Raw genomic sequence first — 22,293 nt, 5'->3', positions numbered from 1 at the left:
GTTATATGTGTAGTAATTTTACTACATTTGTTGTGTTTTTATTGAACTACAACTGATACGACCCTTTATTTATTAAGCATTCTGAAAGTGTAAAGTGATTTAATGACAAACAATAATTCAGCCTCAAAGCCTCAAACAAATATCAAGTTTATTGGTGCTCATGTGTCTGCAGCGGGCGGTGTTGATCAAGCGCCAATGCGCGCTCGTGAGATTGGCGCCAATGCTTTTGCATTGTTTACTAAGAACCAGAGACAATGGGCGGCAAAGCCGCTAGAAGCCAAAACCATCAGCGCCTTTAAAGCCAACTGCAAAATGTTAGGCTTTACTGCTGAACATATTCTTCCTCATGATTCTTACCTTATTAACTTAGGGGCACCAGAAGAAGAGAAGCTAGAAAAGTCACGTGCGGCTTTTATCGATGAAATGGAGCGTTGTAATCAACTTGGTTTAACGCTTTTGAATTTTCATCCAGGGAGTCATTTAAAGAAGATCTCTGAAACCGAATGCTTGGCCAAGATCGCTGAGTCGATTAATTTGGCTCACCAAGCGGTGCCTGATGTGATTGCGGTGATCGAGAATACGTCTGGGCAAGGCTCTAATCTTGGTTGGAAGTTTGAGCACCTAGCAGAGATCATCGATCAAGTAGACGATAAGTCACGCGTCGGTGTGTGTTTAGATACTTGCCATACCTTTACTGCCGGTTATGACCTAAGAACAAAAGAAGCGTGTGAGCATACTTTTGCTGAGTTCGACCGTATCGTGGGCATGCACTATCTAAGAGCAATGCACATCAATGATTCAAAAGCTGAGTTCGCAAGCCGAGTAGATAGACATCATTCTTTAGGAAAAGGTGAGATTGGCTGGGACTGTTTTGAATATATTGCCTCGGATTCTCGTTTTAATGGTATCCCTCTTATCTTGGAAACCATTGATTCAACAATATGGAATGAGGAAATTCAACAACTTAGAATGTTTCATCACTCAGCAACGGCTATGAGTGAAGAAATGTAATATATAGAGGCGGAAATTAATTTCCTTCTATTTCTAATAATTGGCACCTTTCTTTCATAGTCTTAAAGTGAATATGTAGTTCACGAAGTCTTATAGGAGGTGCTTTTATGTATTCAATAGCCCAAACTCAAACTGTTTCTGTCGCAAGTCGTTTACCGACACCAAACCGTCATGTACATAACCATGGTCATCATCGTACACAGCAGAAAAGTGGTTAATAGAGATAAACACAACTTGAACTGATTATTATGATTCATCAACAAGTGAACCCTACACATCATGTTTATTGATAGCTGTATGAGGTATAACTAGATCCTTATTTAGGATAGTTAGCCGATACAGCTATTTTTTTGTGTAGCGAAAGGTCGGCAACCTCTAGAAACCTTGATGATTGGGAAGTAATACGATGAGCGCACCAAAGACATGGGAATCCATCATTAATGATGAACGTGAGAAAGAGTATTTCCAAAATGTTCTCACTTTTGTCGAACAGCAACGTAATAGTGGGAAAACTGTCTACCCTCCACAAGATCAGGTGTTCAGTGCCTTTGATATGACACCTTTTGAGTCGGTGCGAGTGGTTATCTTAGGTCAAGACCCTTATCACGGTGCCAATCAAGCGCATGGCTTAGCTTTTTCTGTACTGCCAGGTGTAAAAATTCCACCTTCGCTACGTAATATGTACAAAGAGCTTGCACAAGATATAAAGGGTTTTGAGGCTCCTAGTCATGGTTTTCTTGAATCTTGGGCATCGCAAGGGGTGTTAATGTTGAATACAGTCCTAACGGTAGAAGAGGCGAAAGCACACTCACATGCAAAGTGTGGTTGGGAGAGCTTTACTGATGCGATCATCGCTGAGTTGAATCAGCGTTCTGAACCTATCATCTTCTTGCTTTGGGGAGCGCATGCTCAAAAGAAAGGCCAAGTGATTGATGCCAAAAAACATCATGTGTTGGTTGCACCTCACCCATCGCCATTATCCGCACGTCGTGGTTTCTTCGGTTGTCAGCATTTCTCAACAACTAATAAGCTGCTTTCTTCTATTGATCAACAACCTATCGATTGGCGGCTACCAACAGAATTATAGATTGATGGTTTTCTGAGCAGGGTCAAACCATAAATAAGCATCTTCGTATACACTTGTAAATAGTAGGTGTAATGGAGTGCAATACTATGATGATTGAAAGGATAAGACGAGAGCATGGCTATATGGCTCGTTTGCTCGCGATTCTCAATAATAAGTTAGAGTGTCTAAAACAAGAGCGTGAAATAAACTACAGCCTGATCGCTGAGGTGGTTCATTATTTGATGAATCATTCGGAAAAGGTGCATCATCCTAAAGAAGATGTCATTTATCGGTATTACCTTAAGCAATATGGAAGTGACCAAGTGATTGAAGACTTGGAGCTAGAGCATCAATTGCTTTCGGAAAAAACCGCCGACTTTTTGGGGTTAGTCGATATGATCCTCCAAGATGCGGTAGTTCCTCAGCAAGTGTTTATTGAACAGCTTGAAGCTTTTGTAAAGGCGCAGAGAAAGCACATGGAATATGAAGAGAAGCATGTATTGCCAATGATTATTGAGGAATTTACTGTGAAAGATTGGCAAGAGGTTGAATCGCAATGGCTTCAACCTGAAAACGACCCTGTCTTTGGAGAGACGATTGCTGATCAATACCGCCAGCTTGCAGCTCGTGTACGACAAAATGAACAAGAGTGCGTTTAGTCTATCAGTACAGCTAATATGAGTTTTGAAGCACCTCTATGTTGAGGTGTCTTCTGTATTAGTCGCTTGATACTTGTTGACTCTTTATCTTCGGTCATAGGCGTTCAAAACGATGCTTTGAATTGGCGAGTAATCATATTTAGGACGGTACAAATAGAATAAAAAAGCACCTTTATAGGTGCCTTTTAGTTTTTATTCTATTGTCGTGCTGATTAAAGCTTTATATCGTCGAGGCTGAAGTCGAGTCCTAGGTTCATCTCTCTTAACTCTTTTTCAAGCTGTCTACGGTCGTTGATTGCTTCGATTTCACGCCATTTACGCTTGAGTGGTTTGGAGCGTGTTTTTTGAGTTGCACGAGGTATTTCTAGTTCTGATATTTCATCAAATTGAAAGCTATCCATAAGCCATATCTCCTTCCGTGGGACTCGTTCTTACGAACCATTAAATATCATATTTAAGTCTACAATAACCTTGATTTGTTTCTCATTTGTTTCAAATCCATGAAGCTTTTGTTCTATTTTTTTATGCATGCTCACACATTGTGGTGATTTTTGTGTACAAAAAATGAGCAAACAAACATGAGTAAACGATTAAATTAGTGGTTATTGAATGTTAATTCATTGTGCGAAAGGGATAGCATTCTGACAGTGGTGCACTCAGTTGCACACTGCGCTGCGCGGTATGGGAATCTCATTGTTCTAGAAAAATGCACATATCTTCACTATACCTTGTAAAGCCTAGGCTGACGGTATTTATATAACATGGCGTCCTTGTTTTGTTGGAGGACTGATTTTTGTTGATATTATGTCCCGGTAATGTGACTTTTATTGGGCTTAATTGTTGAGAATTGTGTTAACAAAAGGTGTGTTATTAGTGAAATGTCATTTAAATATAAATTCTATTGCATATTGATTTTTAGGCCGTCTCGCTGCATTATCCGCCCGTCAAAAAATACACTGATACGTAAAATGGATGCATGAAGCGACATTTACAATCTAGATCGCAGCAAATAAATATAAAACTAATGCCGACACAACTATTGACACTGGCATAGGTGATCTAGAGGAAGGCTCGGAAGCAAGATCAGTGCTTAAACTCAATTACGAGGTTCACGTGACAGACTTAATCAATTTGATGAACGATCTCCTTTGGGGATCTATCTTAGTTTACTTACTCGTTGGTGTGGGTATCTACTTCACTGTACGACTAGGCTTCATTCAATTCCGCCATTTCGGCCACATGTTCTCTGTTCTCAGAAACAGCCGTAAAGCAGACAGTGCTGGTATCTCTTCTTTCCAAGCTCTTTGTACTAGTCTTGCTGCTCGTGTCGGTACAGGTAACATGGCAGGTGTTGCTGTAGCACTAACCGCCGGTGGCCCTGGTGCTATCTTCTGGATGTGGCTAATCGCCATGCTAGGTATGGCAACATCATTTGCTGAAAGCACTCTAGCACAGCTATACAAAACGCGTGATAACGACGGTAACTACCGTGGTGGCCCTGCATACTACATGGAGAAAGGCCTAGGTATGCGTTGGATGGGGGTTCTATTCTCTATCTTCCTAATCATCGCATTTGGTCTAGTATTCAACGCGGTTCAAGCAAACGCAATTGCAAGCGCAATGAATACGGCATTCGACTTTGAGCGCGGCTACGTTGGTGTTGGTATCGTAATTATCTCTGCATTCGTTATCTTCGGTGGTATCCGTAAGATCGCTCGTACTGCAGAAATCATTGTTCCAATCATGGCACTGGCTTATTTAGCTATCGCTATCTACGTAATGCTAATGAACATTGAGAAAGTGCCTGAAGTTCTGGCTCTTATCTTCAAGAGTGCTTTTGGTCTGCAAGAAGCAGCCGCGGGTGGCCTAGGTTACGCGATCGCACAAGCAATGATTAACGGCATCAAACGTGGTTTGTTCTCGAACGAAGCGGGTATGGGTTCTGCGCCAAACGCAGCAGCTTCTGCTACGCCTTACCCACCGCATCCAGCATCGCAAGGTTACGTGCAAATGCTAGGCGTATTCATGGACACAATTGTTATCTGTTCAGCAACAGTAGCAATCATCCTAATGTCTGGTGAGTATGTACCACATGGTGAAGTAACGGGTATCGAACTCACGCAACGTGCACTAACGGCACAAGTGGGCGAATGGGGCGGCATCTTTGTAGCGGTAGCGATTTTCTTCTTCGCTTTCACTTCAATCATTGCAAACTACTCGTACGCTGAAACGAACCTTATCTTCCTTGAGCACAACAACAAGAAAGGCCTAGTGCTATTCCGTATCGTTGTTCTGGGTATGGTTATGTTCGGTTCTCTAGCGACATTGCCAACAGTATGGGCACTGGCTGACGTATCGATGGGCCTAATGGCGATTGTAAACTTGGCGGCGATTATCCTGCTATCGGGTATCGTGATTAAGCTAGCGAAAGACTACAACCGTCAACTAGACGCAGGTAAAGTACCAACATTTGATTCGAATGACTTCCCAGAGCTTAAGTCTCAGCTGGAAGACGGTATTTGGGACAACAACAAGAAGTAATCTTGTTGGAGCGATAAACAGCTCATCCTAAAGTGATTAGAAAGGCTAAGGTTTCGACCTTAGCCTTTTTCTTTGCCTGTCATTTGCCTAATTCTGTCTATCAAAGCTCATTCTCCCTATCGAAGTAATAGGAAGAGTCATAAAGACAAGTTGATGTTTTTTCTATACTCTAGCAGCATCCAGTTAGATAACCGATTAGGGTAAAGTTATGTTAGTTGTCGTTTCTCCAGCCAAAACACTTGATTACGAATCACCATTAGCGACTGAACGCTTTAGTCAGCCTGAGTTTGTTGAACACTCTGCTGAGCTGATTGAAGAGTGCCGTAAGCTGACGCCAGTAGATGTTTCTGCACTGATGAAAGTCAGCGATAAAATCGCAGGGTTGAACGTAGCGCGCTTTGAGCAGTGGAGCGAGACTTTTACCCAAGACAACGCACGCCAAGCAATCCTAGCCTTTAAGGGCGATGTCTACACTGGCCTAGACGCTGAGACTTTATCGGATGAAGATTTTGACTACGCACAAAACCACCTGCGCATGCTTTCTGGGTTATATGGTTTGCTTAAGCCGTTAGATTTGATGCAGCCATACCGCCTAGAGATGGGGACACGCTTGGCGAATGCTCGTGGTACTAACTTGTATCAGTTCTGGGGTAACATCATCACAGACAAGCTCAATGAAGCGTTGAATGCTCAGGGTGATAATGTGCTGATCAATCTAGCGTCGAACGAATACTTTAAAGCCGTGAAGCCAAAGAACCTTGACGGCCAAGTGATTACCCCAGTATTTAAAGATTGTAAGAACGGTCAATACAAGGTGATCAGTTTCTACGCGAAGAAAGCGCGCGGCATGATGGCTCGCTACATTATCGAGAACAAAATTGATTCGGTAGAAGCGCTAACTCAATTTGATACGGCGGGTTACTATTTCGTTGAAGAAGAGTCGAATGCGAAAGAGCTTGTTTTCAAGCGTGAAGAGCAAAACTAGCAGCCCTTGGCTTGGCTAACGAGTTAGTCTCGGCTTTAGCCTGTAATTAAAATTAGAGACGAATTATTTAGCCAGATAACAGGCCAGACAAAGAAAAGCCCCATGCTGCGAACTGCATGGGGCTTTTTTATGGAATCGTTGAAGCAGTTAGATTATTTCTTCTTTGCTGCTTTCTTTTTCTTCGCGATTTTTTTCTTCTTCGCGATTTTTTGTTTCTCTACCGCTTTCTTGTCTTCTTTCTTCGGTTTCTTCTTCTTAGTCACGGCCGCTTTCTTATGTGTTGGACGCATACCTTCGATAAAGCGCTCTTTGATCGGTTCTTCAGTGTAACGAGCTACACGCTCAATCATCAGCTGGTCGTGCGCTTCAATGATAGAAACCGCGTTACCTTTTTTACCAGCACGAGCAGTACGGCCAATACGGTGCAGGTAGACATCAGCAGTACGTGGCATGTCGTAGTTGATTACGTGGCTTACGTCTGGAAGGTCGATACCACGTGCAGCAACGTCAGTCGCGAGAAGTACGTTTACCGAACCGTCACGAAAACGAGCAATCGCATTGTTACGGCGATCTTGAGGCATTTCACCTTGGATCCATGCACATGGGATTTGCGCGCTTTCAAGTTGAGCTCGTAGATCACCTAGGCGATCACGAGTTTTCAAGAAGATGATGCTGCGCTCAGCTTGTTCAGTGATGATATGTTTTAGGATATCAAGTTTGTGTTTAGCTGAATCGGCACGGTGATACCACTGAGTGATCTTCTTACGCTCACGAAGCGATGATTTAGCATCGATCTCCGCTGGGTTTTTAAGTAGATCTTCAGTGAAGCCCTCAATACCTTTACCTTCTAGTGTTGCTGAGAACAGTAAAGTTTGTTTACGCCAGCGACACTCTGCTGACAAACGGTCAACGACAGGACCAAAGCCCATGTCTAGCATGCGGTCTGCTTCATCCAGAACTAACCATTCAATCGCACGACAATCGAAACGCTCACCTTCAATGTATTCCATTAAACGACCAGGTGTTGCGACTACGATATCTTGAGTTGTACTTAAGATATCTGCGTGCTCTTGGTACATCACACCGCCCGTGATCGTGAAGATGTTCAGGCTGGTGTATTTAGCAAGTTCACGTGCTTGTTCGGTGATCTGCATTGCCAGCTCGCGCGTTGGCGTTAGGATAAGCATACGTGCAGGGCCAGATTTCTTACGTGGGAAATCCAGTAGGTATTGCAGTGCTGGCAATACAAATGATGCTGTTTTACCAGTACCTGTTGGCGCAGAAGCCAAAACGTCTCTTCCATCTAACGCTTGTGGGATTGCTTCAGCTTGTATCTGTGTTGGGCGTTCGTAGCCCATTTCGTCAATTGCTTTAAGCAGCTCTTGGTTTAGATCGAGTTCTGCAAAGGTTCTGATCACTGTTGTTTCTCCACAAGCAATAAATGTTTCTGCCTCAAAAAGCAGACGATAAAAAAGAGTAGTCGGACATTATAGAAGCATTAGTGATTAGGATCACATGGTATTTGCTACATCTTGAGATAAAAATCTTTAGTAAGGGCAATAAATGCCTCGCTATAACCATTATTGTTGTGGATCGTGAGCGATTCACACTGCAAATCTTGCTCGCAAGCAGGATCTTTAGATAACTCAAACAAAATTCGGCTAGCGGTTTTTTTGTTTGTTGTTTTCACATCAAGGCGTTTTGCTAGATACCAACCACATTGCTGGGCAAGCTTGATGAAACCTTCTCCTTCTGGAGTCGGCAGTATGAAGCTTGCGGTTGCATTTTCTGTGGTAAGTTCGAAACAACGCATGGCAAGCTGAAGGTGATCCAAGCTTCCTGTATGTCTGGCCGTTGCTCTTTGGCTTTGCTGCGCCTGTTCACCAGAGTTGAAGTAGGGTGGGTTACAGATAATCGCATCAAATCTTTGTGAAAAATCCGCCGTTAACACACTGCCATGATGAAGAGAGATGCGATCTTGCCACTGCGACTGCTCAATGTTGATTGTCGCCGCATCAATCGCGTGCAGATCAATATCGATCGCAAAGATAGAGGCATCTTCATAGCGTTGTGCCGTCATCAAGGCTAATAAGCCAGTTCCTGTCCCTATGTCGAGTACCGATGATTTAGGTGCAAGGTTAATCCACGCTCCAAGTAGTACGCCATCGGTGCTAACGGGCATGCCGCTTTGTCCACCGTAAATAGAGAATTTTTTAAAATTGAAGCTTTTGGTTTCTATTGTTTTGTCTTTCATGAATGTTCTGATTATCGAGAATTTTTAAGTGATTAGCTCTAATGTTAATTAGTTGTATGAATCAATGTTCTGTTTGGAAAGCTATTGTTGTGAATTGTGGTTAGTTTATAATTGCGTCTATTTTTCTGTATCCAGTGGAATCCACTGCTTTTGGTTCTCATATGCAAATTTATATGGTGTTTTTTTGTGGTGACTTGCAGCTAGCCAAGTGTTTCGTCATTATGCGCGACTATTTTATAGATTGATTGGCAGCTTTGAGCTGTAACATTCATGTAAGCACAACATAAACTCATAAATATAATTAAGGATTATCTGTGAAACAGAGTCTAAAACTAACAGATATAATGGCATTGGGCTTTATGCTTTTTGCGTTTTTCTTAGGTGCGGGTAACATCATCTTCCCACCTCTTGCTGGTCAATTAGCTGGTGACCATTTCCTTCCAGCGATGTTTGGTTTCTTGCTGACCGCCGTTGGTCTGCCATTAATCACTATCGTTGCTGTGGCTGTGGCTGGTGGCTCTTGGGGCCATCTAACCAAAGATCTTCCTAAGCGAGCAGCTACCATTATGGCTGTGCTGATCTTTATTATCATTGGTCCTGCATTTGCTGCACCGCGTACCGGTCTTGTTGCTTATGAGATGGCGGTGAAACCGTTCTTCATCGATGCCTCTCAAGCTCAACTTACGTTCTTTTCGATTGCATTTTTTGTTGTAGCGATGTTCTTCTCATGGTCTCAAGGTAAGCTAATCGACGTTATTGGTAAGGTGCTTACACCTGTACTATTCGTTGGTTTAGTTGTATTGGCGATTGCTGTGTTTGTTAACCCTCAAGGCGACATTTTTGCGGCACACGGAGAATATATCACTCAGCCACTAACCAAAGGTTTCCTTGAAGGTTACAACACCATGGATACTTTTGCTTCTTTGATGTTCGGCATGCTGATTGTTGATGCGATTCGCAGCAAAGGAATTACTGATCGCGCGGCAACGACTAAGTATTTAATCAGCGCAGGTTGTATTGCTGCAGCTGGTCTAGCGTTTGTTTACATCTCTTTGTTCTTCTTAGGCGCAACGAGTGCAACAGTAGCTGCAGGTGCTGACAATGGCGGTGCTATCCTAAGCCTTTACGTTCAATCACTATTTGGCCCATCTGGTCAGCTAGTACTTTCAGTGATCGTATTGCTAGCATGTCTAACAACGGCAATCGGCCTTGTTTCAGCATGTTCTGATTATTTCAGCTCGCTAACGCCTCTGTCTTACAAGACTTGGGTAATCATCAATGGTGTAGCTTGTGCAACCGTTGCGAACGTTGGCCTTTCTCAGCTGATTTCTCTATCTGTTCCAGTACTGTTTGCACTGTACCCAGTAGCAATCGCATTGGTAGCACTGACGTTCTTGCGCAGCCGCTTCCCTAATCCAAAAGCGGCTTACCGTGTGGTTGTTTTAGTGTCACTGATGTTTGCTCTTATTGATGGCGCTAAAGTTGCGGGTATCGATGTATCTGCACTTAACATGCTTCCGCTATTTGAGTTCGGTATGGGTTGGTTATTGCCAACGACTGCAGCAATCATCTGTATGTTCTTTGTTGGTAAAGCAACAGAGCAAGAGATGGCTGAAGAGACGGTTTAATCTTCCGTTAAGATTAAATCGTTAGTCCGTATTCAATATAAAGTTGAATAGAAAAGGCCTCATTACTTTGCAGTGATGAGGCCTTTTTGTATCTAATCGATCATGTTTTTTCAGCTTAGGGTTAGAAACTCGCGCTTAATTCTTAACGCTTAGCTTTAAGAAAACTGAACTTAAAGCTTTTCGCTGTACTCGACGAGTACTTGTTCAACCCAAGTTGCGATGCGTTCGTCGCTGAGTTCGTACTGTGAATCTTCATCCAGAGCTAAGCCAACGAACTGAGATTTGTCTTCCGTTAACGCTTTAGATGCTTCAAACTTGTAGCTGTCATCGTTTGGCCAGAAGCCGACAAATTCAGCGCCAGCGGTTTTCAGTTCATCATGCAATAGTCCCATCGCATCTAAGAACCATTCACCGTAGCCCTCTTGATCACCTAGACCAAACAGAGCAACAACCTTGCCTTTCATTGGCGTGGTTGCGATGTCTTCCCACAGCTCATTCCAATCTTCTTGAATTTCACCGAAATCCCAAGTAGAAATCCCTAGCAACAAAAGGTCGTAGTCCGCCATCAATGAAAGAGGGGTTTCTTTCACGTTATGGATATCAACTAGGTCTTCACCAATTATGCCGCGAATTTTTTCTGCTGCCATTTCTGTGTAGCAGGTGGTTGAGCCGTAAAATAATCCAATTTTCATAGCAAACGTTCGATTTTAATTTCAGATGGCGAATTCTAACCATAAATCGACTTCGATTGCAGCGATTATCCGCTCAAGTCGTAATTTTTATGGCATTCATATTTGCTCTGGCATACTCTCAAAACAGTTTCCAATATTGTGAGTAACACTATGCAGTCGCCTCAAGGGCAGAGCGCAGACCACGGTCTCGTTGAGCAGTTTTTAGATGCTATGTGGATGGAGCGAGGATTATCTGAAAATACCCTCGTCTCGTATCGTACTGATTTATCCAAGTTATTAGCGTGGATGGAAAAGAACAATTATCGCCTCGACTTCATTAGCCTTTCTGGTTTACAGGATTATCAAGGCTGGTTAGCTGACGCTGATTTTAAGCAGACTTCTCGTGCTCGCATGCTGTCGGCAATTCGTCGCTTATTTCAATATTTACACCGCGAGAAAATTCGAGGAGATGATCCCAGTGCCTTGTTGATCAGCCCTAAGTTGCCGCAACGCTTACCGAAAGATTTGAGCGAAGAACAGGTTGATGCCTTGCTTGAAGCGCCTGATCCGAACGATCCTATTGAGCTTCGTGATAAGGCGATGCTTGAATTACTCTATGCGACGGGTTTACGTGTTACGGAACTGGTCAGCTTAACCATGGAAAACATCAGCTTAAGACAAGGCGTAGTACGTGTTATCGGTAAAGGCGGTAAAGAACGCTTGGTTCCCATGGGCGAAAATGCCGTGGATTGGATAGAGACTTTTATTGAACAAGGTCGCCCACAACTACTCGGCGACAATAGCTCTGATGTGGTTTTTCCGAGCAAGCGTGCCAAGCAAATGACCCGTCAGACGTTTTGGTATCGTATTAAGCACTATTCAGTTGTGGCTGGTATTGATACTGAATTACTGTCACCACACGTATTAAGACACGCTTTTGCCACGCATTTACTGAACTATGGCGCAGATCTCAGGGTCGTACAGATGTTGCTGGGGCATAGTGACTTATCGACAACCCAAATTTATACTCACGTGGCGACCGAGAGGCTGAAGCAAATTCACGCTCAGCATCATCCACGTGCTTAAATCCATTTATTTTTAAGGTGAACTTAATGAGCGTATTACGCCGTCTTCCTCTATTAGCGTTTCCTCTTATGATTACTGCATGTAATGCATCAGAAGCGAAAGTAGAACCAACATCAACAGCCGTAGAAGTTGCTTCAGCTCAAGCTATTGATACCGCTGCGTTAACTAAGCGCTTTGAGAAAATCGGTATTAAAGTCGATAAGATCGTTCCTTCAGATATTGATGGCCTGCTGGAGGTTCAAACGAACAGCGGCATTATCTTTTCTTCTCCAGAAGGTGATCATTTTATCGCGGGTACTCTTTACTCTTTGGACGACAACGGCAAGTTCAGTGATGTTTTGGCTGAGCGTCAAGCGCCGTTGAATGCTGAAAAAGTCGCGGCAATGTCAGATACGGTTATCGAATATAAAGCCGATAATGAAAAGTACTTTGTGACTGTATTTACTGACATTACGTGTGGTTACTGTGTTCGTCTGCATAGCCAAATGCAAGGCTATAACGACTTAGGAATTACTGTTCGCTACATGGCTTACCCGCGCCAAGGCGCAACTGGACAAGTTGCCGACCAAATGGCGGCAATTTGGGCTTCTGACGATCCAAAAGAAGCCATGCACGATGCGAAAGTCAATCGTCAAATGCCAGCTTCTGGTAAAAACCTAGCAGAGCAAAAGCAGATCATCGCTAAGCAATACCAATTAGGCCGTGAGCTTGGTATTAATGGCACTCCAGCTATCGTGCTAGCAAGTGGTGAATTGGTGAGTGGTTACTTACCACCAGCACAACTGCTTCAACGTTTAGAGCAGTAATCTTCATTTCTGTATTACCAACATATTCCCCATGTTTTTGATTTAAGGAGTGGCCTGATTGATATCGGGCCCATTTTTATATGATAGAGATCCAACGCCGTCCTGAGGTCGATACTTCAGTTTTACCTGCTCATTTACCTGACTTGTTAAAGCGCATCTATGTGAGTCGCGGAATCAACAGTGCCGACCAATTAGAGACAGCAGCGAAAGGCCTACACTCTTATCAAAAACTGGGTGGTATCGATGCTGCGGTTGAATTATTGTTCAAAGCCATTCAGCAGCAAAAACGCATTATCATCGTTGGTGATTTTGATGCTGATGGTGCGACCAGTTCTGCTTTGTCGGTATTGGCACTGCGCATGCTGGGTAGTTCGAATGTTGATTATCTGGTACCAAACCGTTTTGAAGATGGCTATGGTTTGAGTCCTGAAGTTGTCGTGCAGGCTATCGAACTTGGCGCTGAGGTCATCATGACGGTCGACAACGGTGTCTCTTCGATTGAAGGGGTTCGTTTTGCTAAAGAGAAAGGATTAGAAGTTTTAGTTACTGACCATCATTTACCGGGTCATGAGTTGCCCATCGTCGATGCGATGGTCAATCCGAACCTTGAAAGCTGCGCTTTTCCATCAAAGGCTTTAGCGGGGGTTGGTGTCGCCTTTTATTTGATGATGGCGCTTTGTGTTCATATGCGTAAGTTGAATTGGTTTGCAGAACGCGGCATGACAGAACCTAAGTTGATGGAACTGATTGACCTTGTGGCTCTGGGCACCGTTGCCGATGTAGTCCCGCTTGATGAAAACAACCGAATTTTGGTACATCAAGGGTTGCAGCGTATTCGTGCAGGTAAAGCTCGTCCGGGTATTCAAGCTTTGATTGAAATTGCCAAGCGAGACGCTAAGCGTTTAGTCGCATCTGATTTTGGCTTTGCACTTGGTCCTCGCATTAATGCGGCCGGCAGACTGGACGATATGTCTTTTGGTGTTGAGTTGCTAATGAGTAACAACATCCATGCTGCACGTCGAATGGCGAGTGAGCTGGATGGTTTGAACCAAACACGTAAAGAGATCGAAGAGGGTATGAAGCAAGAAGCGATGGCTTTTTGTGAGCGCCTTGAGTTTGGTAAAGACGATCTGCCTTCGGGTTTAGCGTTGTTCCAGCGTGATTGGCATCAAGGTGTGATTGGTATCTTGGCTTCGCGCATCAAAGATAAATACCATCGTCCAGTGATTGCTTTCGCTGATGGTGGGGAAGGGAGCATAAAGGGCTCTTGTCGTTCGATTCCGGGTTTACATATGCGTGATGCGTTGGACCGAATCGACACTCAAAACCCAGGTTTGATTCTTAAGTTTGGCGGTCACGCAATGGCGGCAGGCTTAACGATTATGGAAAAGGACTTTGATCGCTTCAGTAAGCTGTTTAACGATGTCGTGAAGAATGAGCTTGGAGAAACAGCACTGAAGGGCATTATCTTGTCTGATGGTGAGTTGTTACCTGAAGAGTTCTCAATGCACACCGCCGAAACGCTTCGTTCAGGTGGTCCGTGGGGACAAGCTTTCCCTGAGCCAATCTTCGATGGTGAATTTAAAGTACTGCATCAAAAGTTGGTGGGTGAAAAACATCTTAAGTTGATGTTGGAGCCGCTCTACAAAGGTCACCCGACCAATGTGATGATTGATGGTATCGCCTTTAATGTGGACCTACGCCGCTGGCCTGATGCTTCGGTGAAAACTGTGCACCTTGCATTTAAGCTCGATATTAACGAGTTTCGTGGCAACCAATCTTTGCAGCTGATGATTGATTACATCGAGGCCAAATAGTTCTTTTTAGACTCAACAATTCTCATCATATAGCGCCAAATTCAACAAGCTTTGTTCAAAAACAGAGCTTGTTCTCTTTCCTTCCCTTACAAATTTTACGTGTTTTTTCTGCCTGTCAATTTTATATCCCATTAAGTTATTGAATCTTGGTTCACCGCTCTAAAAAATTCTGTATCTCCGTCACACTTTTGAGTACAATTCTTCGGTTAAATTCTACTCATAAATGATGAGCTAAAATGTTTGAAATCAATCCTATAAAAAACCGTCTGCAGGATGTGTCTGAGCGCACAAATATCCTGAGGGGGTATCTTTGACTATGACGCTAAGAAAGAGCGTCTAGAAGAAGTAAACGCAGAATTAGAACAACCGGATGTATGGAACGAACCTGAGCGTGCTCAAGCGCTAGGTAAAGAACGTTCTGCATTGGAAGCGGTAGTAGAAACAATCGACCAACTTGACCAAGGCGTTGAGGATGTTGATGGCCTATTAGAGCTTGCGGTTGAAGAAGAAGATCAAGAAACGTTCGATGAGATTGAACCAGAACTCGCCGAGCTTGAAGCTAAGCTAGAGAAGCTGGAATTCCGTCGTATGTTCTCTGGTGATCACGATGCATCAGATTGCTACATCGATTTACAGTCAGGCTCGGGCGGTACAGAAGCTCAAGACTGGACTTCAATGATGTTGCGTATGTACTTACGTTGGGCTGATTCGAAAGGCTTCAAGACTGAAGTTATCGAAGTGTCTGATGGTGATGTTGCTGGCCTTAAAGGTGCAACGGTACGTATCTCTGGTGAGTACGCTTACGGTTGGTTACGTACAGAGACTGGTGTTCACCGTCTAGTTCGTAAGTCACCATTTGATTCAAGTGGTCGTCGTCATACTTCATTTGCCTCTGCGTTTATCTATCCTGAGATTGATGACAACATTACGATCGACATTAATCCTTCTGACTTACGTATTGATGTATACCGTGCCTCTGGCGCTGGTGGTCAGCACGTAAACACCACGGAATCAGCGGTACGTATTACTCACGTTCCGACTAACACCGTGGTTCAGTGTCAGAATGACCGTTCGCAGCATAAGAACAAAGATCAAGCGATGAAGCAGCTACGTGCTAAGCTTTTTGAACTTGAGATTCAAAAACAAAATGCTGAAAAACAAGCGAGCGAAGAAACGAAATCAGACATCGGTTGGGGTAGTCAGATCCGCTCTTACGTACTGGATGATTCTCGTATCAAAGATTTACGCACCGGCATCGAAAACCGTAACACTCAAGCGGTTCTTGACGGTGACTTAGACAAGTTTATTGAAGCTAGCCTGAAATCAGGTCTGTAAGCTTTATCAACTATTAAGCTTTACCAATAATATTGGTAAAAATGCCTATATTTGAAAAAATATAGCTGTCCAAATTATAAAAGCAGGGTACATCTCTAATGACTGATGCTGTTCAAAACGAAAACGCACAAGAAGCTTCTTCACCTGAAGAGAACAAACTAATCGCTGAGCGCCGCAGCAAGCTGGATCACATCCGCCAAAACTGCAAAGCTAACGGTCACCCAAATGACTTCCGTCGTGAGCACCTAGCTGGCGACCTTCAAGCGGAATTCGGTGAGAAGACTAAGGAAGAGCTCGAAGAGCTTAACCACATCGTTGCGATCGCTGGTCGTATTATGGCGAAGCGTGGTCCATTCCTTGCGATTCAAGAAACTTCTGGTCGTATCCAAGCATACGCAGCGAAAGACGTTCAAAAAGTACTAAAAGAGAAGTACCAAGGCCTAGATATCGGTGACATCATCGGTGTTAAAGGTGCGCTTCACAAATCAGGTAAAGGCGACCTTTACGTGAACATGGAAGAGTTTGAATTGCTAACGAAAGCACTTCGTCCTCTGCCAGAGAAGTTCCACGGTCTAACTGACCAAGAGATGCGTTACCGTCAGCGTTACGTTGACCTAATCGTGAACGAAGACTCTCGTAACACATTCATCGTGCGTTCGAAGCTTGTGTCTTCAATCCGTAACTTCATGAGCTCAAAAGGCTACCTAGAAGTTGAAACGCCAATGATGCACGTGATCCCAGGCGGTGCAACAGCACGTCCATTCATCACTCATCACAACGCACTAGACATCGACATGTACCTACGTGTTGCACCTGAGCTTTACCTTAAGCGTCTAGTGGTTGGTGGTTTTGACCGTGTATTCGAGATCAACCGTAACTTCCGTAACGAAGGTCTTTCTCCACGTCACAACCCAGAATTCACAATGATGGAATTCTACCAAGCGTACTCTGACTACAAAGATCTAATGGATCTAACGGAAGAGATGCTAAGCACAGCAGCAATGGACGTTCTTGGTTCTACTTCTATGCCTTACGGTGAGGAAACAGTTGAGTTCGGTGGCACTTACGCTCGCATGAGCATGTTCGATGCAATCAAACACTACACTCCTGAAAATGCAAACATTCAAGCTTTGACTGAAGATGATCTTCAGAACAGAGAATTGATGGTTAAAATTGCAGAAGAAGTAGGTCTGTACGTTGAGAAGTTTTGGACGTGTGGTCAGCTTCTTGAAGAGATCTTTGGTGAAACGGCTGAGCCTCAGCTAATTCAACCAACGTTCATCACTGGCTACCCAGCGGACATCTCTCCTCTAGCACGTCGTAGCGATGACAACCCATTCTTCACAGACCGTTTTGAGTTCTTCATCGGTGGCCGTGAAGTCGCGAACGGTTTCTCTGAGCTTAACGATGCACAAGATCAAGACGAACGTTTCAAAGCGCAAGTTAACGCGAAAGACGCGGGTGATGATGAAGCTATGTACTACGATGCAGACTACATTACAGCACTAGAGCACGGCCTACCGCCAACAGCGGGTCAAGGTATCGGTATCGACCGTCTAGCGATGCTATTTACAAACACGCACACAATTCGTGATGTGATTTTGTTCCCGGCAATGCGCCCACAAGCGTAATTTTCGCTTACGGTTTGTAACAAACGCGTTAATTGAAAAGCCACCTTCGGGTGGCTTTTCTGCTTTTATGACTTTAAAACCTTGCTTGCACCGCACTCTTGATTCGAAAAATCACTATTTCTGACATAGTCTTACTATTGAGACGAAAAATCTAAGATAGTCTCATTATTATACGCCTCGGCGCTGAATACGATCTCGTGGCATTTTGTAGAGTTATCAGCATTAAACTCGTATTAGTCTGATTTAAATAAAAATAGAATAAGGAAGAAGGATGGGAACTCAATTTAAGATGGATTCCTTACCAGGTTCTCTTATCGTGGTTGGTGGTGCGTACGAACCCTGGTTATCAGTGTTAGAACAAGTGGGTTGGCAGTGTACCCAGTGTGCAGATCTACGAAAAGCCGATGCCTTGATTGCTGACATTGGTCCATGTATCGGTATTGTTGATCTTAGCCATGATGAGTTTAGTCTTAACGGTATTGCTAACCTCGTAAGCAATAACAAGCAGGTGCGATGGCTCGCCTTTATTCGTGAATCTCAATTGAGCTCTGATACGATCTGCCAATTTATCGTTAACTTCTGTATCGACTTTTTCACGGCACCAATCCCTGATGCTCAGCTACTGAGTACTATTGGTCACCAGTTGGGTATGCTCAAGCTTGAGCAGAAAGTATGGCCAAACTACGGCATTAACAACAATATGGGCCTATTGGGTGACTCTGTGGCTGTGAAGCGCTTGAGAGACCAAGTAAAGCGCATTGGGCCTACTGATGTCAGTATCTTAATTTACGGAGAGAGTGGGGCAGGTAAAGAGACGATCGCACGTTCTATTCATCAAAACTCTTCGCGAGCACAGAATCCATTTCTAACGGTTAATTGCCGTGCCTTGTCTGAAATGAGAATAGAAGCTGAAGTGTTTGGTATTTCAACACAGCAAACTTCGGCACCGTGTATATTAGAAGAAGCAGACGGCGGAACTATCTTACTCAATGATGTGTTGGCGATGCCCCGTAATCAACAATTGAATCTACTTCGCTTTTTACAAGAAGGCAAAATTGAAACTGCGGCAGGGCCAAAATCTATCGATGTACGTATTCTGGCGGCGAACTCTTCTGATATCGAAAAAGCATTGATTGAAGGTGACTTCAATGAAGAATTGTATCATTACATTAATGTGTTGCGTATTCATGTTCCGAGTCTGAAAGAGCGTGTGAGCGATATTTCTGTGTTAGCGAATCATTTCTTACGTGAGTACTCGAAAGAGTTTAATGCTCAGGCTAAGAGTTTCTCAGAGGATGCTATTCGTTCAATGAATCGCTACCACTGGCCAGGCAACGTTCGTGAGCTGATGAATCAGATAAAGCGTGTTGTTCTGATGTCGGATGCCGTGATCATAGAAGATCACCAACTTGATTTACCAAAACAGAATGATGAACGTCGCAGTTTGAAAAGCATTCGTGAGCGTTCAGAGCGCGATGCATTGTTGATTGTATTGGAATCTTACGGTGGACAGGTCTCGTTGGCTGCTAAGGAGCTCGGAGTATCACGAGCAACGATGTACCGTTTATTGAATAAACACAGCCTTATTTCTGAGGGCGTTATTTAGAATTCTTTGCTAAGTGATTCAATCTGTTAGTGTAAATTTAAGAGCGACGCATCATGCGTGGCTCTTTTTGTTGTTAGTCGCTGTGTTCACATTCGAACAATTGAGAGATGCCCCCTAGGTCACTAAGAGATATGTTCTGTGATTTTATATAATAATAGTGAATATCTTATATATAAATGTATATGCAACTTATATTCCAGGTGAATGCATTGTTTTAAAAATGTGAGCCAATTAGCGGTTGAATAATATACTCACTTGGTTAGAATTTAACCGTGAAAGCAGCGTTTTAACAAAGACTTGTCTGCTTTCACTACCCCATTTCTTTTTGGATTTTTAGTTAGCTTGGAGGCGCAAATGAAACATTTCGATTTTATACAGCATATTTGCGCTTCGTTTGATCCGTGTTCTGACATGGTGACTGTTATGTCACAAACATCAGCCATGGCCGATCGAAACACCCAAGATAAACCTAACTAATAGATCCGTATCCTTATTTGGCTGCGGAAAAATAGCAGCTAAGTGAGAAACCCTCATACGATCTAACACGCTATTTTTCCTCAGTTTATTCAACAACTGGAGAGTTATTATGCGTCACTCAGTATATTTAAAATTAGCAACAGTCCTTATCCGTGCAGACCTTCGTCGTGAAGAGCGTGAATGGCAACGAAAAGTTCGTCGCAGTTCATATGATCTACCATGGAACAATACTCACTTACTAAGAGATATTGGTCTTGAAGCCGATGGTCGACCTATTGGTTTTTCTGAACCCGAAGTTGTTACGATTGAACGTCGAGTACGTCACCTTCGTCGTGTCTTAAGTGCGCGAATACCGACGTAATCTGCGGGGTTGATAGCACCTTTCAACCCCTAGGATAAATCACAGTGATAGTTATGGCGTCGAAAGTGCAAACTTTTGAATTAGAACTGGCCAAAAAAGAGAAGCACTTGCTTCTCTTTTTTGCTTTTTTAAGTCGTTACCTAGTAAAGGAAAAGAGTTCTACTACTCTTTAAAGAGCAGGGGAGGACGGTTATGCAAAAGCATCAATTAGACATGTGGTTACATGGAGAGCACAAAGACTCTTATCAAACACCCAAAGTGTACGTTATTGGTTGTTCTGATATCTCAGAGTATCTATTGGCGGTGGAGTACAAACACAAGCTAGAACCTGTAAAGCAAGACGGCGAGCCGCTTCACTTTGGATCCTTGGATCAAGTGAAAGAGGAGTTACTCCGGCTCGGCTTTGAAAAGGCTTACCTTCGCTTGCACAACGCGTATGATGAGTTTGGTAATGAACCTAGCCAGAGTTACTGCGATATTGAATTAGCGCTTAAACCTCATTAGAGGGAATTTACAGCGTACTTATAATCAGTATGTTCGACTTTCGTTCTCGACAGTTATGCATAGTGTGCAGTCAGCAGTTTATGGGTGAACTGGGTTCTTAAGTAAAAACCACGAGGTTTGGTTTTTATGGGTTTACCGCTTGCACCGTAAGCTTCCGTTAACACACGACTGTTTGCGGCCTTAGGGCGTAAATGGAGTGCTTCACCGTGCCTTGCTGTTATCTGTTCAACATTGCCTAAAACAATCAACTCCATCAGCTCTTCCCAATCTCTTTTTAGAAGTTCATCTTCTTCTTGGCTTGGCGTCCATAATAAAGGTGAACCAACATGCCTTTCTGCCAACGGGATTTCTCTTTCTCCTTCAACTGGGATCCACAGCACTTTAGACAGTTTATTTCTAACGTGGCTAGTTTCCCATGTTATGCCTTGTACGCCCATCAGTGGCGCAACACAAACAAACGTTGTTTCGAGTGGCTTTCCAGAATAACCAATCGGAATGCTTTTAAGTTCGATGCCCAGCTTTGCAAAATCCTGTTCTGGCTTACTGCCAGCGGGTGCACCTAAATGCCATTCTAACAGCTGCCCAACCCAACCTTTATCACGCTTAAGGTCGCTTGGCATCACCATCTCGGCTTCATCGGAGAGCTCTTTGAAGGTCATCCCGGCAATAGTATACGCTCTGTCTAATAGCTCTTGTTGTGTTTGTGGTTCTGGTTTCATAATAAAAAGCATAATCAAAAAAACGATTTTACCAGAAGTTATCACCATATGACGACTGGTTAAGAAATGATCTCCTTACTTAAAAAGGGATCAAGCTCGTGGTTATCCACAGGACATAAAGGTAATTAATTGAAATATTAATTTGGTGTATAAATAAACAGGGGTTTGTGGTGGATAAAATGCTTGCTAAATAGGGGGCAAAATGAATCTTTCAGTTGCTAGTGTGGATAAACACCTGAGTGGTTGATCTTTAACCACGTTCGATTTTTGAAAGATCTTTTGCTTTCTAAATGTTTTTAAAATTATGATTATTATTTTAATTTGTTGATTTTTAATGGTTTAAAATGTTGATAATTGATTTGTTGTTTAAGGTGTTGATGAATCTATGGATTAAAAAAAACGATTGCGGGGAATTCTTCACATAGTTATTCACAGAAAAGGTGAATAAATGTGGTCTATGTCTCACTATTGTGTGGGTAACTAGAATTTGAGCAAAACTTATCCATATTCGTAGTTAATATTCATAAATATAGCGCTTATCACGTCACTAAGTTTGCTCCGATTGGGGATATGTGGAAAAATCAGAGTAATTAAAAATTTAGATAGAGGTTGGCCAGTGATAGATGGCGATGGTTACCGATTAAATGTTGGTATTGTAATCTGTAACAACCATGGTCAGGTCTTCTGGGCTAAACGATACGGGCAACATTCATGGCAATTCCCTCAAGGGGGAATAGATGAAGGTGAAACTCCGGAACAGGCAATGTACCGTGAGTTGTATGAAGAGGTTGGCCTTACTAAAAAGGATGTAAAGATCGTCGCGACAAGTCGTCATTGGTTACGCTATAAGCTACCCAAACGACTGGTTCGGTGGGATTCTAAACCTGTCTGTATTGGACAAAAACAGAAGTGGTTCCTTTTACGCTTAGATTGCGATGAATCGCAGATCAATATGCAGCGTGGAAGTACACCTGAATTTGATGGTTGGCGTTGGGTGAGTTACTGGTACCCTGTTCGACAAGTTGTTTCTTTTAAGCGAGATGTGTACCGTCGAGCGATGAAAGAATTCGCATCTTTGGCAATGCCGTTTAAAGAGCGAAAAACAAAAGGAAAACGCAAATTGCGTAGAGGTTAAG

At 43.2% G+C, this 22,293-nt stretch carries 20 protein-coding genes; 15 read left to right on the top strand and 5 right to left on the bottom strand.

What is annotated here, in order from left to right; genetic code table 11:
• The first annotated feature begins 102 nt into the window (after positions 1-102).
• From nfo to L8S15_RS19130, 3 genes are all read left to right on the top strand, one after another.
• Entirely contained in the window at positions 103-1,011 is a 909-nt protein-coding gene (gene nfo, locus L8S15_RS19140) for a deoxyribonuclease IV (RefSeq protein ID WP_010434798.1), read from the top strand.
• Between the two features lie 406 nt (positions 1,012-1,417).
• A complete protein-coding gene (gene ung / locus L8S15_RS19135; RefSeq protein WP_016767739.1) occupies positions 1,418-2,098 on the top strand; it encodes a uracil-DNA glycosylase in 681 nt (226 codons plus the stop codon).
• An 86-nt stretch (positions 2,099-2,184) separates the two neighbouring features.
• Entirely contained in the window at positions 2,185-2,736 is a 552-nt protein-coding gene (locus L8S15_RS19130; protein ID WP_010434801.1) for a hemerythrin domain-containing protein, read from the top strand.
• Positions 2,737-2,948: 212 nt separating this feature from the next.
• Here L8S15_RS19130 and L8S15_RS19125 read toward each other — a convergent pair whose 3' ends face one another.
• Positions 2,949-3,137, bottom strand: a complete 189-nt coding sequence (locus tag L8S15_RS19125) for a DUF3545 family protein (RefSeq protein WP_010434803.1) — start codon at positions 3,135-3,137, stop codon at positions 2,949-2,951.
• A 712-nt stretch (positions 3,138-3,849) separates the two neighbouring features.
• Here L8S15_RS19125 and L8S15_RS19120 point away from each other — a divergent pair.
• Positions 3,850-5,277, top strand: coding sequence for a sodium:alanine symporter family protein (locus L8S15_RS19120; protein WP_010434805.1), 1,428 nt, complete (start codon positions 3,850-3,852; stop codon positions 5,275-5,277).
• 208 nt (positions 5,278-5,485) lie between these two features.
• Positions 5,486-6,262: a peroxide stress protein YaaA gene (gene yaaA, locus L8S15_RS19115; protein ID WP_016783951.1), complete on the top strand. Its 777-nt coding sequence runs from the start codon at positions 5,486-5,488 to the stop codon at positions 6,260-6,262.
• 152 nt (positions 6,263-6,414) lie between these two features.
• Here the strand turns inward: yaaA and srmB are convergent, their stop codons facing one another.
• Together srmB and L8S15_RS19105 are read right to left on the bottom strand one after the other, a co-directional pair.
• Positions 6,415-7,680 (bottom strand): ATP-dependent RNA helicase SrmB, encoded by a 1,266-nt coding sequence (gene srmB / locus L8S15_RS19110; RefSeq protein WP_010434808.1) that lies wholly within the window; start codon positions 7,678-7,680, stop codon positions 6,415-6,417.
• A 107-nt stretch (positions 7,681-7,787) separates the two neighbouring features.
• Positions 7,788-8,516: a methyltransferase gene (locus L8S15_RS19105; RefSeq protein WP_010434811.1), complete on the bottom strand. Its 729-nt coding sequence runs from the start codon at positions 8,514-8,516 to the stop codon at positions 7,788-7,790.
• A gap of 314 nt (positions 8,517-8,830) precedes the next feature.
• Here L8S15_RS19105 and brnQ point away from each other — a divergent pair, with 314 nt between their 5' ends.
• On the top strand, positions 8,831-10,144 hold the full coding sequence (brnQ, locus tag L8S15_RS19100) for a branched-chain amino acid transport system II carrier protein (RefSeq protein ID WP_102385684.1): 1,314 nt from the start codon (positions 8,831-8,833) through the stop codon (positions 10,142-10,144).
• 170 nt (positions 10,145-10,314) lie between these two features.
• Here the strand turns inward: brnQ and fldB are convergent, their stop codons facing one another.
• A complete protein-coding gene (gene fldB / locus L8S15_RS19095) occupies positions 10,315-10,836 on the bottom strand; it encodes a flavodoxin FldB (RefSeq protein ID WP_016791805.1) in 522 nt (173 codons plus the stop codon).
• A gap of 150 nt (positions 10,837-10,986) precedes the next feature.
• Here fldB and xerD point away from each other — a divergent pair, with 150 nt between their 5' ends.
• From xerD to L8S15_RS19055, 8 genes are all read left to right on the top strand, one after another.
• Positions 10,987-11,901 carry a site-specific tyrosine recombinase XerD gene (xerD, locus tag L8S15_RS19090; protein WP_010434816.1) on the top strand — a complete coding sequence of 305 codons (915 nt, stop codon included), beginning with the start codon at positions 10,987-10,989 and terminating at the stop codon, positions 11,899-11,901.
• 26 nt (positions 11,902-11,927) lie between these two features.
• On the top strand, positions 11,928-12,707 hold the full coding sequence (locus tag L8S15_RS19085; protein ID WP_016767734.1) for a thioredoxin fold domain-containing protein: 780 nt from the start codon (positions 11,928-11,930) through the stop codon (positions 12,705-12,707).
• Positions 12,708-12,787: 80 nt separating this feature from the next.
• Entirely contained in the window at positions 12,788-14,524 is a 1,737-nt protein-coding gene (gene recJ, locus L8S15_RS19080) for a single-stranded-DNA-specific exonuclease RecJ (protein ID WP_010434818.1), read from the top strand.
• Between the two features lie 236 nt (positions 14,525-14,760).
• A protein-coding gene (gene prfB / locus L8S15_RS19075) for a peptide chain release factor 2 (RefSeq protein WP_100208942.1) occupies positions 14,761-15,859 on the top strand; the annotation gives its coding sequence in 2 pieces (ribosomal slippage) (positions 14,761-14,835 and positions 14,837-15,859; 1,098 coding nt in all).
• A gap of 98 nt (positions 15,860-15,957) precedes the next feature.
• Positions 15,958-17,490 (top strand): lysine--tRNA ligase, encoded by a 1,533-nt coding sequence (gene lysS, locus L8S15_RS19070; RefSeq protein WP_010434820.1) that lies wholly within the window; start codon positions 15,958-15,960, stop codon positions 17,488-17,490.
• A gap of 271 nt (positions 17,491-17,761) precedes the next feature.
• On the top strand, positions 17,762-19,096 hold the full coding sequence (vpsR, locus tag L8S15_RS19065; RefSeq protein WP_010434821.1) for a cyclic-di-GMP-binding transcriptional regulator VpsR: 1,335 nt from the start codon (positions 17,762-17,764) through the stop codon (positions 19,094-19,096).
• 586 nt (positions 19,097-19,682) lie between these two features.
• Complete coding sequence (locus L8S15_RS19060) at positions 19,683-19,934, top strand: hypothetical protein (protein ID WP_004735015.1); 252 nt, start codon at positions 19,683-19,685, stop codon at positions 19,932-19,934.
• Between the two features lie 192 nt (positions 19,935-20,126).
• Positions 20,127-20,438, top strand: coding sequence for a DUF6482 family protein (locus L8S15_RS19055; protein WP_004735016.1), 312 nt, complete (start codon positions 20,127-20,129; stop codon positions 20,436-20,438).
• Between the two features lie 53 nt (positions 20,439-20,491).
• Here L8S15_RS19055 and mutH read toward each other — a convergent pair whose 3' ends face one another.
• The gene (mutH, locus tag L8S15_RS19050) at positions 20,492-21,157 is read right to left on the bottom strand and encodes a DNA mismatch repair endonuclease MutH (protein ID WP_010434822.1); all 666 of its coding nucleotides are present in this window, start codon (positions 21,155-21,157) and stop codon (positions 20,492-20,494) included.
• 616 nt (positions 21,158-21,773) lie between these two features.
• Here mutH and rppH point away from each other — a divergent pair.
• On the top strand, positions 21,774-22,292 hold the full coding sequence (gene rppH, locus L8S15_RS19045; protein WP_004735018.1) for an RNA pyrophosphohydrolase: 519 nt from the start codon (positions 21,774-21,776) through the stop codon (positions 22,290-22,292).
• The last annotated feature ends 1 nt before the right edge of the window (position 22,293 follow it).

Origin of the sequence: Vibrio sp. S/42/10, assembly GCF_029890535.1 — a bacterium.
Classification (GTDB): Bacteria; Pseudomonadota; Gammaproteobacteria; order Enterobacterales; family Vibrionaceae; genus Vibrio; species Vibrio cyclitrophicus.
Note: the sequence above shows the minus strand (reverse complement) of the source record. Positions and strands in the feature narration are given on the sequence as shown.

Excerpts from the sequence above, each read along its gene's own strand:
- nfo (WP_010434798.1), top strand. The coding sequence starts at position 103 with ATGACAAACAATAATTCAGCCTCAAAGCCTCAAACAAATATCAAGTTT.
- ung (WP_016767739.1), top strand. The coding sequence starts at position 1,418 with ATGAGCGCACCAAAGACATGGGAATCCATCATTAATGATGAACGTGAG.
- L8S15_RS19130 (WP_010434801.1), top strand. The coding sequence starts at position 2,185 with ATGATGATTGAAAGGATAAGACGAGAGCATGGCTATATGGCTCGTTTG.
- L8S15_RS19125 (WP_010434803.1), bottom strand. The coding sequence starts at position 3,137 with ATGGATAGCTTTCAATTTGATGAAATATCAGAACTAGAAATACCTCGT.
- yaaA (WP_016783951.1), top strand. The coding sequence starts at position 5,486 with ATGTTAGTTGTCGTTTCTCCAGCCAAAACACTTGATTACGAATCACCA.
- L8S15_RS19105 (WP_010434811.1), bottom strand. The coding sequence starts at position 8,516 with ATGAAAGACAAAACAATAGAAACCAAAAGCTTCAATTTTAAAAAATTC.
- fldB (WP_016791805.1), bottom strand. The coding sequence starts at position 10,836 with ATGAAAATTGGATTATTTTACGGCTCAACCACCTGCTACACAGAAATG.
- xerD (WP_010434816.1), top strand. The coding sequence starts at position 10,987 with ATGCAGTCGCCTCAAGGGCAGAGCGCAGACCACGGTCTCGTTGAGCAG.
- L8S15_RS19085 (WP_016767734.1), top strand. The coding sequence starts at position 11,928 with ATGAGCGTATTACGCCGTCTTCCTCTATTAGCGTTTCCTCTTATGATT.
- recJ (WP_010434818.1), top strand. The coding sequence starts at position 12,788 with ATGATAGAGATCCAACGCCGTCCTGAGGTCGATACTTCAGTTTTACCT.
- lysS (WP_010434820.1), top strand. The coding sequence starts at position 15,958 with ATGACTGATGCTGTTCAAAACGAAAACGCACAAGAAGCTTCTTCACCT.
- vpsR (WP_010434821.1), top strand. The coding sequence starts at position 17,762 with ATGGGAACTCAATTTAAGATGGATTCCTTACCAGGTTCTCTTATCGTG.
- L8S15_RS19060 (WP_004735015.1), top strand. The coding sequence starts at position 19,683 with ATGCGTCACTCAGTATATTTAAAATTAGCAACAGTCCTTATCCGTGCA.
- L8S15_RS19055 (WP_004735016.1), top strand. The coding sequence starts at position 20,127 with ATGCAAAAGCATCAATTAGACATGTGGTTACATGGAGAGCACAAAGAC.
- mutH (WP_010434822.1), bottom strand. The coding sequence starts at position 21,157 with ATGAAACCAGAACCACAAACACAACAAGAGCTATTAGACAGAGCGTAT.